Origin of the sequence: Marinobacter aromaticivorans, from assembly GCF_002806975.1 — a bacterium.
Classification (GTDB): domain Bacteria; phylum Pseudomonadota; class Gammaproteobacteria; order Pseudomonadales; family Oleiphilaceae; genus Marinobacter; species Marinobacter aromaticivorans.
The window spans coordinates 26,647-41,256 of sequence record NZ_NIHD01000013.1; the positions used below are offsets into that span (position 1 = coordinate 26,647).

At 56.9% G+C, this 14,610-nt stretch carries 14 protein-coding genes; 7 read left to right on the plus strand and 7 right to left on the minus strand.

What is annotated here, in order from left to right; translation table 11 throughout:
* Positions 1 to 57: 57 nt before the first annotated feature.
* The 3 genes from hda to CDH48_RS15785 are packed head-to-tail and all read right to left on the minus strand — an operon-like array spanning position 58 to position 2,654.
* Positions 58 to 756 (minus strand): DnaA regulatory inactivator Hda, encoded by a 699-nt coding sequence (gene hda, locus CDH48_RS15775; RefSeq protein WP_227521120.1) that lies wholly within the window; start codon positions 754 to 756, stop codon positions 58 to 60.
* On the minus strand, positions 753 to 1,313 hold the full coding sequence (locus CDH48_RS15780) for a CDP-alcohol phosphatidyltransferase family protein (protein WP_100689699.1): 561 nt from the start codon (positions 1,311 to 1,313) through the stop codon (positions 753 to 755). Before CDH48_RS15780 ends, hda begins: the two co-directional genes overlap by 4 nt.
* A 21-nt stretch (positions 1,314 to 1,334) precedes the next feature.
* Positions 1,335 to 2,654 carry a DUF2066 domain-containing protein gene (locus CDH48_RS15785; protein ID WP_100689700.1) on the minus strand — a complete coding sequence of 440 codons (1,320 nt, stop codon included), beginning with the start codon at positions 2,652 to 2,654 and terminating at the stop codon, positions 1,335 to 1,337.
* A 211-nt stretch (positions 2,655 to 2,865) separates the two neighbouring features.
* On the opposite strand from CDH48_RS15785, the gene purM reads away from it, so the two are divergent.
* The 3 genes from purM (at position 2,866) to CDH48_RS15800 (ending at position 5,427) form a co-directional block, all read left to right on the plus strand.
* Positions 2,866 to 3,930, plus strand: a complete 1,065-nt coding sequence (gene purM, locus CDH48_RS15790) for a phosphoribosylformylglycinamidine cyclo-ligase (RefSeq protein WP_100689751.1) — start codon at positions 2,866 to 2,868, stop codon at positions 3,928 to 3,930.
* Positions 3,927 to 4,589, plus strand: a complete 663-nt coding sequence (gene purN, locus CDH48_RS15795) for a phosphoribosylglycinamide formyltransferase (protein ID WP_100689701.1) — start codon at positions 3,927 to 3,929, stop codon at positions 4,587 to 4,589. The genes purM and purN overlap by 4 nt, the downstream gene beginning before the upstream one ends.
* 85 nt (positions 4,590 to 4,674) lie before the next feature.
* Positions 4,675 to 5,427: a DUF3108 domain-containing protein gene (locus CDH48_RS15800; RefSeq protein WP_227521121.1), complete on the plus strand. Its 753-nt coding sequence runs from the start codon at positions 4,675 to 4,677 to the stop codon at positions 5,425 to 5,427.
* Here the strand turns inward: CDH48_RS15800 and CDH48_RS15805 are convergent.
* The 4 genes from CDH48_RS15805 to apbC form a co-directional block, all read right to left on the minus strand.
* Positions 5,424 to 6,701: a valine--pyruvate transaminase gene (locus CDH48_RS15805; protein WP_100689703.1), complete on the minus strand. Its 1,278-nt coding sequence runs from the start codon at positions 6,699 to 6,701 to the stop codon at positions 5,424 to 5,426. The two genes, CDH48_RS15800 and CDH48_RS15805, sit on opposite strands and share 4 nt — an antisense overlap.
* Positions 6,702 to 6,788: 87 nt before the next feature.
* Entirely contained in the window at positions 6,789 to 7,388 is a 600-nt protein-coding gene (locus CDH48_RS15810; RefSeq protein WP_100689704.1) for a YjaG family protein, read from the minus strand.
* The gene (gene dcd / locus CDH48_RS15815) at positions 7,385 to 7,951 is read right to left on the minus strand and encodes a dCTP deaminase (RefSeq protein ID WP_100689705.1); all 567 of its coding nucleotides are present in this window, start codon (positions 7,949 to 7,951) and stop codon (positions 7,385 to 7,387) included. Before dcd ends, CDH48_RS15810 begins: the two co-directional genes overlap by 4 nt.
* A 262-nt stretch (positions 7,952 to 8,213) precedes the next feature.
* Positions 8,214 to 9,314 (minus strand): iron-sulfur cluster carrier protein ApbC, encoded by a 1,101-nt coding sequence (gene apbC / locus CDH48_RS15820; RefSeq protein WP_100689706.1) that lies wholly within the window; start codon positions 9,312 to 9,314, stop codon positions 8,214 to 8,216.
* Between the two features lie 138 nt (positions 9,315 to 9,452).
* On the opposite strand from apbC, the gene metG reads away from it, so the two are divergent.
* From metG to rsxC, 4 genes are read left to right on the plus strand one after another with little or no spacing between them, the layout of a single operon-like run.
* Positions 9,453 to 11,495, plus strand: coding sequence for a methionine--tRNA ligase (gene metG / locus CDH48_RS15825; RefSeq protein WP_100689752.1), 2,043 nt, complete (start codon positions 9,453 to 9,455; stop codon positions 11,493 to 11,495).
* Positions 11,496 to 11,542: 47 nt separating this feature from the next.
* Positions 11,543 to 12,124: an electron transport complex subunit RsxA gene (rsxA, locus tag CDH48_RS15830; RefSeq protein WP_100689707.1), complete on the plus strand. Its 582-nt coding sequence runs from the start codon at positions 11,543 to 11,545 to the stop codon at positions 12,122 to 12,124.
* 15 nt (positions 12,125 to 12,139) lie between these two features.
* The gene (rsxB, locus tag CDH48_RS15835) at positions 12,140 to 12,718 is read left to right on the plus strand and encodes an electron transport complex subunit RsxB (RefSeq protein WP_100689708.1); all 579 of its coding nucleotides are present in this window, start codon (positions 12,140 to 12,142) and stop codon (positions 12,716 to 12,718) included.
* Complete coding sequence (gene rsxC, locus CDH48_RS15840; protein WP_100689709.1) at positions 12,718 to 14,607, plus strand: electron transport complex subunit RsxC; 1,890 nt, start codon at positions 12,718 to 12,720, stop codon at positions 14,605 to 14,607. Before rsxB ends, rsxC begins: the two co-directional genes overlap by 1 nt.
* Positions 14,608 to 14,610 lie beyond the last annotated feature (3 nt).

Genomic DNA, 14,610 nt, shown 5'->3' on the forward strand with positions numbered 1-14,610 from the left:
TGAGCGCCTTATCGTTTAAAGGCCGCCTCTGCGTTTAGTTATGCCTGTCTTTTGTTGCTACCACTGCATTACTGTCTTCACAAACGGAATGGTCAGCCTTCTCTGAGCCTGCAACGAATTTTCATCCAGTGTGTCGAGAATGCCCAGCAACTCTCCCAGGCGTCTCGGTGCCCGCCGCATGATAAAACCTGCAACCTCATCCGTCATTGTCAGCCCGCGCCTTTCTGCACGGGCCATAAGGATTTTCTGTCGATCAGCATCACGGTAAATCCCCAACTGGACAGTAACACCCTGACGCAACCTGGAAGCCAGGTCCGGCAACGTAAATGGCAGGGACGCCGGGACCTCCGAGAGGCTTACAATCAACGTGTGCCCGCCATCGTGCAACCGGTTATAAAGATGAAAAACGGCTTCTTCCCAGTCCGCTCTTCCAGCGATCCTGTCCAGATCGTCAAGCGCGACTATGTCCATGGCATCCAGCCCGGCAAGGGCTTCCGGCCCAAACGGCTCCAGCTCGGCAATACTGATACAGACTGCGGTATTCCCCAAAGCTTCCGCTCTATGGCACGCCGCCTGCAAAAGATGGCTTTTACCCGTGTCGGAATCACCACAAACCACCACTACCGGCAATTCATCTGCCCCGGAAAGCACCGACTGGAAACGCAGGGCTGCCTCCCGGTTGCGATCACCATGAAAGTTATCGAAACGTGCATCGTCCCGAAGCCGAACACCAAGAACCAGCTGAGAAGCATTCACTGCCTTCCGGACCTCCATGCCCTTAAGCCCCAGACGATCACGTAATGAACACCGCTGAAGACAGTCGAGGCGGCAACCAGCCAGATTCCCGTATCCAGCCACACCGGCTGCGCCGGGAACCCCGCCAGGATGATGATAATGCCCAGAATAACCAGTATCTGAACCAGGGTGTTCAGCTTGCCCGGAACGCTGGGCTGCATATCAAAACGCCCGATGCAGTAGTGGTAAACCAGGGCCCCTCCCACAATCAGAAGATCCCGCCCCAGCACAAGCGCGAACAGCCATAGCGGCAACACACTCGTGTAAGTCAATACCAGATAGGCGGTGATCAGCAGACCTTTATCTGCCAGCGGGTCTGCAACGGCGCCAAACCGCGATCGCCAGTTGAAGCGCCGGGCCAGGAAGCCATCAAGCCCGTCTGTTAACGATGCGATGGCAAAAATTGTCAAAGCAAGACGATACTCCTGTACCAGCAAGGCTCGGGCAAAAGGCGCGATCAGCAAAATACGCACAAGCGTCAGCGCATTGGGGACCCAGCGCCAGGCATGTGAGTTCACAAAAACGCCTCCAGCGCCGCTTTACCGCGCGCTATCATTACCGATGACCGGCTCCGGCTGCCAGCGATAGTAGAGCACCTGGTAAAGGGACTCAAACGCCTGCTCCGCGTCCTCCTCATCGACCGGGGAAGGTTGATAAGTAAACATGGACGGTTTGGACTTGTCGGCATCAGGCTGGTTTTCCGGCACCGGCTCCACCTCGGGCCCGGCTGTTTCCGCCTGAGCGGACCCGGCAGTTACATTCTGCACCTCCTGTGCGGGCGCAGAGGGCCCCTGCGGCTCGCCCTCTGCCGGCACAAACCGCGAATCCAGTGCAATATATTCCCGGAGCTGGTCCAGTTCACCGGAAAACGCCACCCTGAGGGTCAATTGTTCGCCCCTGACCCGTGATGCTCCCACGTTTACAACCGGCGTGAGGCCTTCAAGAACCTGGCTGCTTTTGCCATAGTCTGCAACGGAGGTTACACCTCGCAGCACAATATCAACCTGCGGCAAGTCGCCAACCTCACCTGCAGCGACCGCATAACGGTTGGCATAAAGCTCGGCCCAGCGGTTTACCAGTGCTTCGGCAAGGGCTTCCCGCGTGGCGGCGGTGACTGACTCCTCGCTGCTGTTGAGTTTGGCACCCTCAAAAACCCAGCCTGCCCGCCACTGACCACCCGAACGGCTTACCCGCACCATGGCAAGAACGTCGTGTTCCAACCCTTGGGATGCTTCCCGTACGCGGCCGGTAAACTGGCCCCATATATCCGACAATAATTCGCGGTTTCCGCTGAACTCATTGGGTGGCAGCGCTACCGGTAGCCCACGCTCCTGCGCGGCTCTGGCAAATGCTTCGGCCCAGACACCGCCATCATCATTGCCGCTCCCCGATCCGGCGGAGCCCATAATCAATCTTCGTACACCGCGGTCTTCGACCGCTATCCAGGCAAGCGTCAGTGGCCGATTGGCACCCCAGACCGGGGCTCCAATCGACGCCAGCGCCTGGTTCACTCCCACGGCACCGAATGCCATGCTGAGGCGGCTATCGCCAGTTTCGCCACGAAGCACCTGGTAAGACAGCAACAGCGACTCGGCATCAGCCAGCAGAGCCTGCACGCCGTCCATCGCGAGTACTTCTCGCGTGCCTGAAATGCGCACGAAAACCCGCGCCAGCCCGTCTGCGTAGCCCTGAGCGAGATCGCCCGGGCCGGAGCCGGAAACGGGAACCTCCACAGAATACAGCCCTGATACCGTTACGGCGCTAACAGGGACCGGCACCGCAAGTATCAGTGCACAAAAAACAGCAAGCACAAAGGCTTGTGGCAGCTTAATAACGGTGATCTGGTCTTGTCCTGGCATGAAACACCCTGCAGTTCGCATGAATGGCGAATAGGATACACCATGCCCCCAGGCCTGAGTAGCCAGGCCAGGTTTCGGAAAAGCAATCCGGGCACACTATAAAGCTGCCGCCAAGGCAAACCTGGTCCGGTTCAGGCATTAGCACTTGGAGCCCTACACCGCACCTGCTAAAATCCGCCGCCTGACCCACTGGCCAACGGTTATGAGCAACATGAGCGAACAGAAGCCCTCCCTGACCTACCGCGATGCAGGCGTCGACATTGACGCTGGCAATGAACTTGTCAGCCGCATCAAGGAAACCGCCGCACGTACCCGGCGCCCTGAGGTTCTGGGAGGGCTTGGCGGCTTTGGTGCCATGGTCGCCATCCCTCCCGGCTACAAAGAGCCGATTATGGTTTCGGGCACCGATGGTGTAGGTACCAAACTGCGGCTGGCGATGCAGCTGGCGCAGCACGACACCATCGGAATAGATCTGGTTGCCATGTGCGTCAACGATCTCATCGTTGGCGGTGCAGAGCCTTTGTTCTTCCTCGATTATTACGCCACCGGAAAGCTGAATGTCGACATAGCTGCCAGCGTGGTCGCCGGTATTGGCCGCGGTTGCGAACTGGCCGGCTGTGCGCTGGTGGGCGGCGAAACAGCAGAAATGCCCGGCATGTATGAGGGCGATGACTACGACCTCGCAGGGTTCTGCGTAGGCGTTGCCGAGCGCAGCGAGATCATTGATGGAAGCAAGGTGCAGGCGGGCGATGTACTGCTGGCACTGGCATCCTCGGGGCCGCACTCCAACGGTTACTCGCTGATCCGGAAAATTCTTGAAGTCAGCAAAGCCGATCTGGACCAGCCAATGGGTGAGACCACCCTGGCAGGCGCCCTGATGGCACCCACCCGGATCTACGTCAAAAACCTGCTGCAACTGATACGTGAAGTGAATGTCGGCGCTCTCTCCCATATTACTGGCGGCGGTTTGCCAGAGAACATTCCCCGGGTTCTCCCCAAGGGCATGGTTGCCGCCATTGACACCGATAGCTGGGAGCTGCCACCTGTGTTTCAGTGGCTCAAGGAGGCCGGCGGTGTAGCCCGTGAAGAAATGTACCGCACCTTCAACTGTGGCATTGGCATGATTGTTTGCGTTCCGGCAAACCAGAAAGACCTGGCACTGGACACGCTGAACGCCCTGGGCGAAACAGCCTGGCAGGTGGGCGTGATCGAACGCGCTGACAATACGGACGAAGAGGCAGCAGTGCGCTATGCACCGGGGCTCCTTACAAAATGAAGGCAGACGAACCGACCGTGCCCAGAATTCTGGTGCTGGCCTCCGGCAGTGGAACCAACTTCCAGGCTCTCATAGATGCCAGCCGTGAACGGGATTTCCCCGGCCAGATCGTTGCCCTCGGCTGTAACCAGCCGAAAGCCTTCGTGCTTGAGCGTGCCGGCCAGGCCAATATCGAAACCTTCGTAGTTGACCACAGGAATTTCGGATCGCGGGAAGAATTCGATGCTGCCCTGATGGCCCACATTCTTCGCTACAATCCGGACCTCATCGTGCTGGCAGGATTTATGCGCATCCTGACCACAGATTTTGTGCGGGCATTTCGTGGCAAACTTGTAAACATTCACCCCTCGTTACTGCCAAAGTACACAGGGCTGAACACGCACCAGCGGGTTCTGGATGCTGGCGACCGGACGCACGGGGTCTCCATTCACTTTGTAACCGAGGAACTCGATGGTGGACCAGTCATCGCTCAGGCTGAAATATCAGTGGCAGCCGGAGACACCAGCGAAACCCTGGCGGAAAAAGTACAGCAGAAAGAACATCTCCTGTACCCGATTGTAGTTCGCTGGTTCTGCCAAGGCAGGATACAGTTGGGCCAGGATCAGGTGCTTTTCGATGGTCAGGTTATGGAAGCCCCGATGCGCCTCCCGGAGAGCTGAGGCGCATCTTAACAGACTGTCACCCTGCAATGCCCGCTGACCCGCTAAGCTTTCATCACCCATGAAGGAACTTGAGGTCAACCCGATGCGATTAGCCAGAATCATGACACCACTGCAGAAAAGGGCTCGAATTACCCTGCTATCCGCCCTGGCTCTGGTCAGCTTGCTCGCAGGTACCGCCACAAAGGCTGAAACCGGGCCGGCACTGTTTCCCTTCGAAGTAAGCTACAACGCCTCCATGGACAAGGGCTTGTCCCTGAACGGCAGCGCCAAGCGCGTTCTCACATCACAGGGTAATGACGTCTGGCTGTACCGCACCGATGTGAACTCGTTCATCGCGGATCTTGATGAGTCCCTGATTCTTAAATGGGAAGACGGTCGGGTTATTCCACTCAGATATCGCTATCGGTTGTCGGGCTTTCTGATCCGGGACAGAAAACAGTCCATTGATTTCGACTGGAAGGCTGGTGTCGCGACCGGCGAATACCGGGGAAAGCCTTTTCGGATCCAACTTGAAGAAGGCGTTCTCGACCCCCTCGGCTACCAGATCCAGTTGCACCAGGATATTCGGGTTGGAAAGCGCGAAATGGAGTATCAGGTGCTGGACCGGGGCAAAATTGACAGCGAACGCTTTGCCGTTGTGACGGACGACGTCAGTCGCACCGATGGAGGCCAGGCTTCCTATCTGAAAGCTGAAAAAGTTCGTGAAAACTCCAAAAGAGAAACCCTGATGTGGTTTGACCCGGATAACAAATATGTGCTGGTGCGCCTGCTCCAGGTTGAACCCGACGGCAGCCGCTACCAACTCTCACTCAAAAGCATGGACCTGGGAGACTAAACCTCCCGGCCCGCCTCGGCCCACACAGCCTTTACTTCATCTGCAATAACTCGCAGCCCCTGGGCAACACGCTCGTCGTCCTGTGAATAGGTTACGCGCAGGCACTCATGGCGGTGGCGCCAGCCATCGTCAGGCAGCCCGGGGAAGAAGTAATGGCCTGAAACCACCAGCACACCACGGGCTTTTAACCGCTGATAAAGCTCCAGACTGGTAATGGGCAAATCCGGGAACCACAACCACAGGAACATAGCGCCCTCTGGCTTGTGCACGTACCAGCGACAGCTATCTTCACCCATCGCCTCCCGGAAAGCAGCCACGGCACGTTGCATCTTGCGCTTGTAGAACGGACACACCACATCCCGACTCAGGGACAGAATTTCGCCGGAACGAACCAGTGGCCCGGCCAACATGGCGCCAAAGCTTCCGGTCGCCAGATTCATGATGGCATTGATGCCGGACAGGGCTTTAATGACGGGCTCTGCAGCAATCACGATACCTGTGCGCACAGCAGGCAAGCCAAGCTTTGACAGGCTCAGGCACAGTATGATCTGCTCGTTCCAGGTGGGTGTGGCATCCACAAACATCAGGCTCGGGAACGGCGTTCCGTAGGCCCCGTCGACAATCAGTGGCACATCGTGCTGGCGTGCCATTTCCTCCAGCCTGGCCATTTCTTCGTCGGTAACCACGTTGCCGGTGGGATTGGTTGGGCGGGAGACACAGATAGCGCCGGTTTCCCCGGTAACTTCCACCGCATCAAAGTCTACGCGGTATTTGAATTCGTGAGCATCCGTAAACGAAATATCCGGTTGCACCGCGTGGAACAGGCCCGGCTCGATACCAGCATCCGCATAGCCTATGTACTCGGGTGCCAGTGGCAGCAGTATATGCTTGCGCTGACCTTCGCCATAATCGCCACCAAACATGTTGAACAACATGAAAAAAGCAGCCTGGCTGCCATTGGTCAGGGCAATGTTTTCAGGCTTCAGGCCCCAGCCATATTCGCGGTTGAGTAAATCGGCAAGCGAGGCGATAAACTGTTTTTCGCCCTGGGGCGGGTCGTATATGCCCACCAGCCTGCGAACATCGCTCTCGCTCCGGCTCATGTCCGCCAGAATTTCCTGCACCCGCGCCTGGATTTCCGGAATGTGCCCGGGGTTTCCACCTCCCATCATGATCATATCGTCGCCGGAGGCCATGGCGTTGCCAAGATCATCCATAAGCGAGGTTATGCCGGCTTCTGCAGTGAACTTGCGACCGAAAGTGGAGAGTTTCATGGGTTTGTATCCATCTGATCAGGCTGAACATTTAGCGGGTGGGGCGAAAACGCTTTTTTGCGCTTGCTTTCTCACGCTCAAGGCGCGTTAGTCCCCCAGCGAGATTCCAAGATTGCTGACGCCCTCGTTTGCAGCGTCCTCGCGGATTTCTGTAATAAACCGTTCCACGGGCGCGCGCTGGCGCTTGAGAGCCAATACCAGGTTGCGCTGGAAGTTTTTATCTTCTTTCATCAGGGGGTGAGAATCCAGCAGGCGCACCAGTTCGTCTTCTTCCAGGCTTTCCCCCTCGGAGAGCTCTATAAAGCTCATAACTGTGGCTGTTGCCAACTGCGATGCCTCAGTCGCCCGGTGTTTTGAAGGGTTCAGGCGATTGAGCAGCGCCTGTTCCAGTAACTGGCAGAAGTCGAAAGCCGGGTAAACACCGTAGGCGTCGTAGGCTTCCACATCGGGCGAGAGGGCTTCCAGTTTCGCCAGCAGTTGCGGTATGGCGGTTTCTGCCACCTCCTCCTGGAGCATATCCCAGGCGCGATCCAGCAGTTGACGCATCTTGCCGCCGGTTTTCATGCCCACCGCTTCGGCAAACAGGGCATAGTTTGGAAACGATCTTTCGGCAAGGGCTAACAGAAAGGCGCATTCGCGCCATCCCTGTAGCTGTGAGACGGCTTTGAGAAACTGGTTGGCGTTCATGTTTTCGGCAGGGTAACCCCTGTCTGGCCAAAGTATTTACCACCCCGGTCCTTGTAGCTGATTTCACAGACTTCGTCCGATTCGAAGAACAGCATCTGGGCGACGCCTTCGTTGGCGTAGATTTTGGCCGGGAGGTTGGTAGTGTTGGAGAACTCCAGGGTTACATGGCCTTCCCATTCGGGTTCCAGCGGTGTGACGTTGACGATAATGCCACAGCGTGCGTAGGTGGATTTACCCAGGCAGATGGTGAGTACGCTGCGGGGTATACGGAAGTATTCTACGGTGCGTGCCAGGGCAAAGGAGTTCGGCGGGATGATACATACGTCGCCGGTGAAGTCCACGAAGCTTTTTTCGTCGAAGTTTTTGGGGTCGACGGTGACGGAGTGCACGTTGGTGAAGATTTTGAATTCGTTGCTGCAACGTACGTCGTAGCCGTAACTGGAGGTGCCATAGGAGATGATCCGGCCTTTTTCAGTTTCACGAACCTGTCCGCTTTCAAAAGGTTCGATCATGCGGTGCTGCTCTGACATCCGGCGAATCCACTTATCGGCTTTGATGCTCATGGGTGAAGTCTCGTATCCACTGGGAAAGGAAAATTGGGGCGTAGTTTACCTGTTCGGCTAGGTTCTGTCGAAGCTTGGCGGTGTAGCCTCGAGGGTTCTGATTTTGGGGGCTGCGGTCACAGGAAAGGCGTTCCAAAAACCGCTACGAGCACATCCATGTGCGCTTGTCTTCGGCCGTCCTTGGCCTACGACATTTTTGGAACGCCTTTCCTGCGCCCGCGAACGGACTCATGTGAAGCCCGCCGCGCAAATCACTTCTTAGTTAGTGCGACTTAACCGACACACTCGAGATAGCGCCACTGAGATTTCGTTCCCTTGTGGAAAGCTCCGCCCCAACCCTGCGGGCAATATCGCGGTAGCGCAGCGCCACTTCGGAATCAGGCACGGCAACCACAGTCGGCGCGCCGCCATCGGTCTGTTCACGGATGGTCATGTGCAGGGGCAGTTGGCCCAGCAGGGTTGTTTCGTATTCATCGGCAATGCGTTCACCGCCGCCTTCGCCGAACAGGTGTTCTTCGTGGCCGCAGTTGCTGCAGATGTGTACGCTCATGTTTTCGACAACGCCCAGCACCGGGATGTCAACCTTGCGGAACATTTCTATGCCGCGTTTGCCGTCCAGCAAGGCGATGTCCTGGGGGGTGGTGACGATAACCGCGCCGGTGACCGGGACTTTCTGGGCCAGGGTGAGCTGGATGTCGCCTGTGCCTGGGGGCATGTCGACAATCAGGTAGTCCAGTTCGTCCCAGAGGGTTTGCTGCAACAGCTGCATGACTGCGCCGCTGACCATGGGGCCGCGCCATACCATGGGGGTTTTGTCGGTGGTTACGAAGGCCATGGACATGGCCTGGAGGCCGTGGGCTTCCATGGGCAGGAAGTATTTTTCTTCCCGCACGCCCGGGCGTTTGTTTTCGGGTACGCCGAGCATCATGCCGATGCTGGGGCCGTAGATGTCGGCATCGAGGATGCCCACGCGTGCGCCTTCAGCTTGCAGTGCAAGGGCAAGGTTGACGGCGGTGGTGGATTTGCCTACACCCCCTTTACCCGAGGCGACGGCGATGATGTTTTTGACTCCCGGAACGGACGGCAGGTCTTTCTGGACTTTGTAGGAGTGGATTTTCTGGGCCACATGAACCTCTGCCGCTTCGACGCCGGCAACGTTTTCCAGCGCGTTGGCAACCAGTTGTTTCAGGCCACCGGCGATACCTTTTGACGGGTATGGCAATTCGACCATCAGCGTCACTTTGCCGACGTCGTCTGCTACCAGCGACTTTACGGCACCCAGGTCGTAAAGATTCTTTTGCAGATAGGGGTCTCGGTATTCACGAACGGCTGCCTGCAAGGCCTGCTCTGAAATCTGTGTCATCTGGCTCTCCGTTATGGGCTCATGGGACTTTTCAGCATGAAAACAGGTGTTTCGGGTGAAAATTATCTGCTCAAAAGGTATCATCTGGGCCCGTTTCTGACCATACAACCCTTATCTGATGAAAGGTTCGGACACACCATGACGCAAGCGAGTTCAAAGCAACAGCGCGATATTCTGGTTACCAGCGCCCTGCCCTACGCCAATGGCCCCATTCACCTGGGTCATCTGCTGGAATACATTCAGACGGATATCTGGGCGCGCTATCAGAATATGCGCGGCCATAATTGCTACTACGTTTGCGCGGATGACGCTCACGGCACCGCCATCATGCTTCGTGCCGAGCGCGAAGGCATTACGCCTGAGCGGCTGATTGACCGGATGCGAGAGGAGCATCAACAGGATTTCAGCGGGTTTCACATCCACTTTGATAACTACTACACCACTCACTCGGAAGAGAACCGCTATTTTTCCGAGTACATTTACCGCCAGTTGCAGAAAAATGGCAAGATCGCGACTCGCAATATCACGCAGTTCTTCGATCCGGAAAAGAACATGTTCCTTGCGGATCGTTTTATCAAGGGCACCTGTCCGAAGTGTAAAACGGAGGATCAATATGGTGATAACTGTGAAGCCTGTGGCGCTACCTACACCCCGGCGGAGCTGATCAATCCCCGTTCTGCGGTATCCGGGGCCACTCCCATTGAGAAGGAGTCGGAGCACTACTTCTTCAAGCTGCCGGAGTTTGCGGATTTCCTGACCGGATGGACTCGCAGTGGTGCCTTGCAGCCACAAGTGGCCAACAAGCTGGCCGAATGGCTTGATGCGGGTCTGCAGGAGTGGGATATCAGCCGCGATGCGCCCTATTTCGGATTTGAAATCCCGGATGCACCCGGCAAATATTTCTATGTCTGGATGGATGCACCCATTGGTTATCTTGCAAGCTTCAAGAACTTCTGCAACCGGGAAGATGTCGATTTCGAACACTTCTGGAAGGTGGACTCCACCGCTGAGGTCTATCACTTTATCGGCAAGGACATCATCAACTTCCACGCCCTGTTCTGGCCGGCGATGCTGCACGAGGCGGGCTTCCGCACGCCAACGGCGGTCTGGGCCCACGGGTTTGTGACGGTTAATGGCAAGAAGATGTCCAAGTCCCGGGGCACCTTCATTATGGCCCGCACCTATCTGGATCATCTGAATCCGGAATACCTGCGTTACTACTTTGCCGCCAAACTTACCGGTGGTGTGGACGATATGGATCTCAACCTGGAAGACTTTGCCGCCAGGGTGAATTCGGACCTGGTTGGCAAGGTGGTTAACATTGCCAGCCGTAGCGCCGGCTTTATCACCAAGCGTTTCGACGGAAAACTTGGCGAGGTTACCGAGCATGAGAAGCTGAAGGGGTTCATCGAAGCGGGCAAAGATCTGGAAACCTTCTACGAGGCCCGGGAGTTTGGCCGTGCCATGCGCCGCATCATGGAGTTGGCTGATATCGCCAACCAGTACGTAAATGATGAACAGCCCTGGGTGGTTGCAAAACAGGAAGGTCAGGACGAAAAGCTGCAGGCCATCTGCACCAACGCCATCAACATGTTCCATCTGCTGATGACCTATCTTGCGCCGGTGCTTCCGGAAACCGCCAAGGCTTCCGAGGCGTTTCTGAACGCCAGACTGGACTGGAACAACCGCAGCGAGCGGCTTGAAAACCACAGCATCAGCAAATTCAAGCCGTTGATGAGCCGGGTGGATATGGCGCAGATCGAAAAAATGCTGGATGCCTCAAAAGAGGAAATGCCGGCAGCGACCGGCAAACCGGCCAAGCCCGCCGAATCCGGGAAAGACCAAGCTATTGCCGATGAAATAGAGTTTGATGACTTTGCCAAGGTAGATCTGCGAGTGGTTAAAATCGTCAAAGCCGAGCACGTGGAAGGGGCAGACAAGCTTCTTCGTCTCACTCTTGACTTGGGGCATGGCGAACGCAACGTGTTTGCTGGTATCAAGTCTGCCTACAAGCCCGAGGATCTTGAGGGCCGCCTTACGGTGATGGTGGCCAACCTCAAACCCCGGAAGATGAAGTTCGGCATGTCCGAAGGTATGGTTCTGGCAGCGGGGCCGGGGGGCAAGGATATCTTCATCCTGTCTCCGGATTCGGGTGCAACCCCCGGCATGCGAGTTATGTAAACAGAAATCGAGGCAGAGCGTCCCGATGACGCAACGATGACGCACTAATGACAGAGTATTTACTGATTTTGGTCAGCACCATCCTGGTGAACAACTTCGTGCTGGTTCAGTTTCTTGGCCTGTGCCCCTTCATGGGGGTATCAGGCAAACTGGAAACGGCCATGGGCATGTCCCTGGCCACCACCTTTGTGCTGACCCTGTCATCAGTGTGCAGCTATCTTGCCTATACCTACCTTTTAGCCCCTCTGGATCTGGCCTTTCTGAAAACCATCACCTTCATTCTGGTTATTGCGGTGGTGGTTCAGTTCACCGAAATGGTCGTGCGCAAAACCAGCCCTCTGCTCTATCGCGTATTGGGTATCTTCCTGCCGCTGATTACCACCAACTGCGCTGTACTTGGCGTAGCACTTCTTAACCTGAATAAAAACAACAACTTCGTTGAATCAGTACTCTACGGTTTTGGCGCCGCTGCCGGCTTTTCGCTGGTGCTGGTGCTGTTCGCCGCAATGCGCGAGCGCATTGCTGTGGCCGATGTCCCCGCTTCCTTCCGGGGTGCGGCCATTGGTATGGTCACCGCAGGGTTGATGTCACTGGCGTTCCTGGGCTTTACCGGCCTGGTTGGCGTTTAGCGGAGACGCGTTTTTATGTGGACAGGCATTATTATCGCCGTTCTGGTTCTCCTTGGCCTTGCCCTGGTATTTGGGGGGTTGCTGGGCTTTGCCTCCGAGCGCTTCCGGGTTGAAGGCAATCCGCTGGTGGAACAGATTGATGCCTTGCTGCCACAGACCCAGTGCGGCCAGTGCGGTTATCCCGGTTGCCGGCCCTATGCCGAATCCATTGCTGAAGGCGGTGCCATCAATAAATGCCCCCCGGGCGGGGAATCCACCATTAAGGCTCTGGCTGACCTTCTTGATGTGGAACCCCAGCCACTGGATGCCGAGCACGGTGTGGAGCAGGCCAAACGTGTTGCGGTGATACGCGAAGATGAGTGCATAGGCTGCACCAAGTGCATCCAGGCCTGCCCGGTGGACGCCATTCTGGGGGCAGCAAAACACATGCACACGGTCATTGAAAGTGAGTGCACAGGCTGCGACCTGTGTGTGGAGCCCTGCCCCGTTGACTGCATCGACATGGTTACTGTTGAGCCGGACATCCGTGGCTGGACCTGGTCTCCACCTGCGCCCGGCATTATCGCCACAGACCGGCAGGAGGCCAATTCCTGATGCACTCACCTATCAAGCTTTGGGATTTTAGCGGCGGCATCCACCCGGCAGAAAACAAACAGCTTTCAACTAGCCGGCCGATTCAAGCCGCAGGGATTCCCGGGCAACTGGTGCTGCCACTGCAACAGCATATCGGTGAGCCTGCGGAGCCTATAGTGGCAGTTGGCGATTGTGTTCTTAAAGGCCAGAAAATAGCCGACGTCAGTCATGGCATGGGCGTTCCGGTTCACGCACCAACATCCGGTGTGATTGAGAGCATCGGCGACTACCCGGTACCACACCCCTCCGGCATGGCCGACAAGTGCATCGTTATGAAGCCGGACGGCAAGGATCAATGGTGTGACCGCTATCCCATCAGCGATTATCGCAAACTCGACAGGGACGAGGTTCTGGACATAATTCACTCGGCTGGCATCTCCGGCATGGGTGGCGCTGGCTTTCCAACCTACATCAAGCTGAAACCACGCCGGGATCGCAAGGTCGACACGCTGATTCTTAACGGCGCCGAATGTGAGCCCTACATAACCGCTGATGACATGACCATGCGTGAGCGCGCCGACGAGGTTGTTGCCGGGCTCAAAGTGATGGCCTGGATTCTGCGCCCCGAGCGCTGCGTGATCGGCATTGAGGACAACAAGCCGGAGGCTGCAGCGGCGCTGCGCGAAGCCATTCAGGGAACACAGATTGAAATCGCTGTTATCCCGACCAAATACCCGTCCGGTGGTGAAAAACAGCTGATCCGGATTCTCACCGGCATGGAAGTGCCCAGTGGTGGCATCCCGGCAGATATTGGAGTGATGTGCCAGAACATTGGAACCGCCGTTGCCGTGGCCCGGGCGGTGTTTGAAGGCTCACCGCTAATCAGTCGGGTTGTTACGGTTACCGGTGAGGCAGTAAAAAACCCGGGCAATTTCGATGTGCTTGTGGGTACGCCCGTGGACTATCTCCTGGAACAGGCGGGCCTGCAGGCAGATCGTGCCAGCCGCCTGGTTCTCGGCGGACCCATGATGGGGTATACCCTGACCACCACAGCGGTACCGGTTATCAAGACAACTAACTGCATCATTGCAGCATCTGCCAGTGAACTGCCTGCACCGCCACCGGAGCAACCCTGCATCCGCTGCGGCCAGTGTGCTGAGGTCTGCCCCATGGAGCTTTTGCCGCAGCAACTGTTCTGGCACGCAAAGGCCACGGAATTCGAGAAAGCCGAGCACCTGAATCTGTTCGACTGCATAGAGTGTGGTGCCTGCTCGTACGTTTGCCCGAGCTCCATCCCGCTCGTGCAGTACTACCGTTATGCCAAGGGTGAGATCCGGGTTCAGCGTGCAGAGCAGCTCAAGGCCGATCGTGCACGGGAGCGCTTTGAGGCCCGTCAGCAGAGGCTTGAACGCGAACAGCAGGAGAAAGAACTGCGTCGTAAAGAGCGCGCCAGGGCTGCTGCAGAAGCCCAGGCCAAAAAGAAAGCAGAGGCCGAAAAAATTGCCGCCAATGGAGACGCTGTAGACGAACGGGCGGCAAGGTCCGCTCTTGTTGAGCAGGCTCTGGCGCGGAAAAAAGCCAGCACCGCTACCAGCGCCACTACCAGCAATAATGCCAGCCAGACGCCTGATCCGCAGTCACAAACGGTCGCCCCTGGCCGGCCAGCCCGGGAGGAGCCCGACATTGAAACGCTGGAAAAGCAGTTTGCCCAGGCCCAGTCCAAACTGGAAACCATGCAAACCATGCTTGAAGATGCCAAGGCCCAGCAAGCCGACAATGTAGACAAGCTGGAACGTGCGGTGGCCAAGAACCATGACCGGGTGAAGCGTGCAGAAGCCGCCCTGGCAGATGCCCGAAAGCTGCAGGAAGACCAGCGCGAAACCCAATCCGAAACCCAGTCCATAAAATAACCT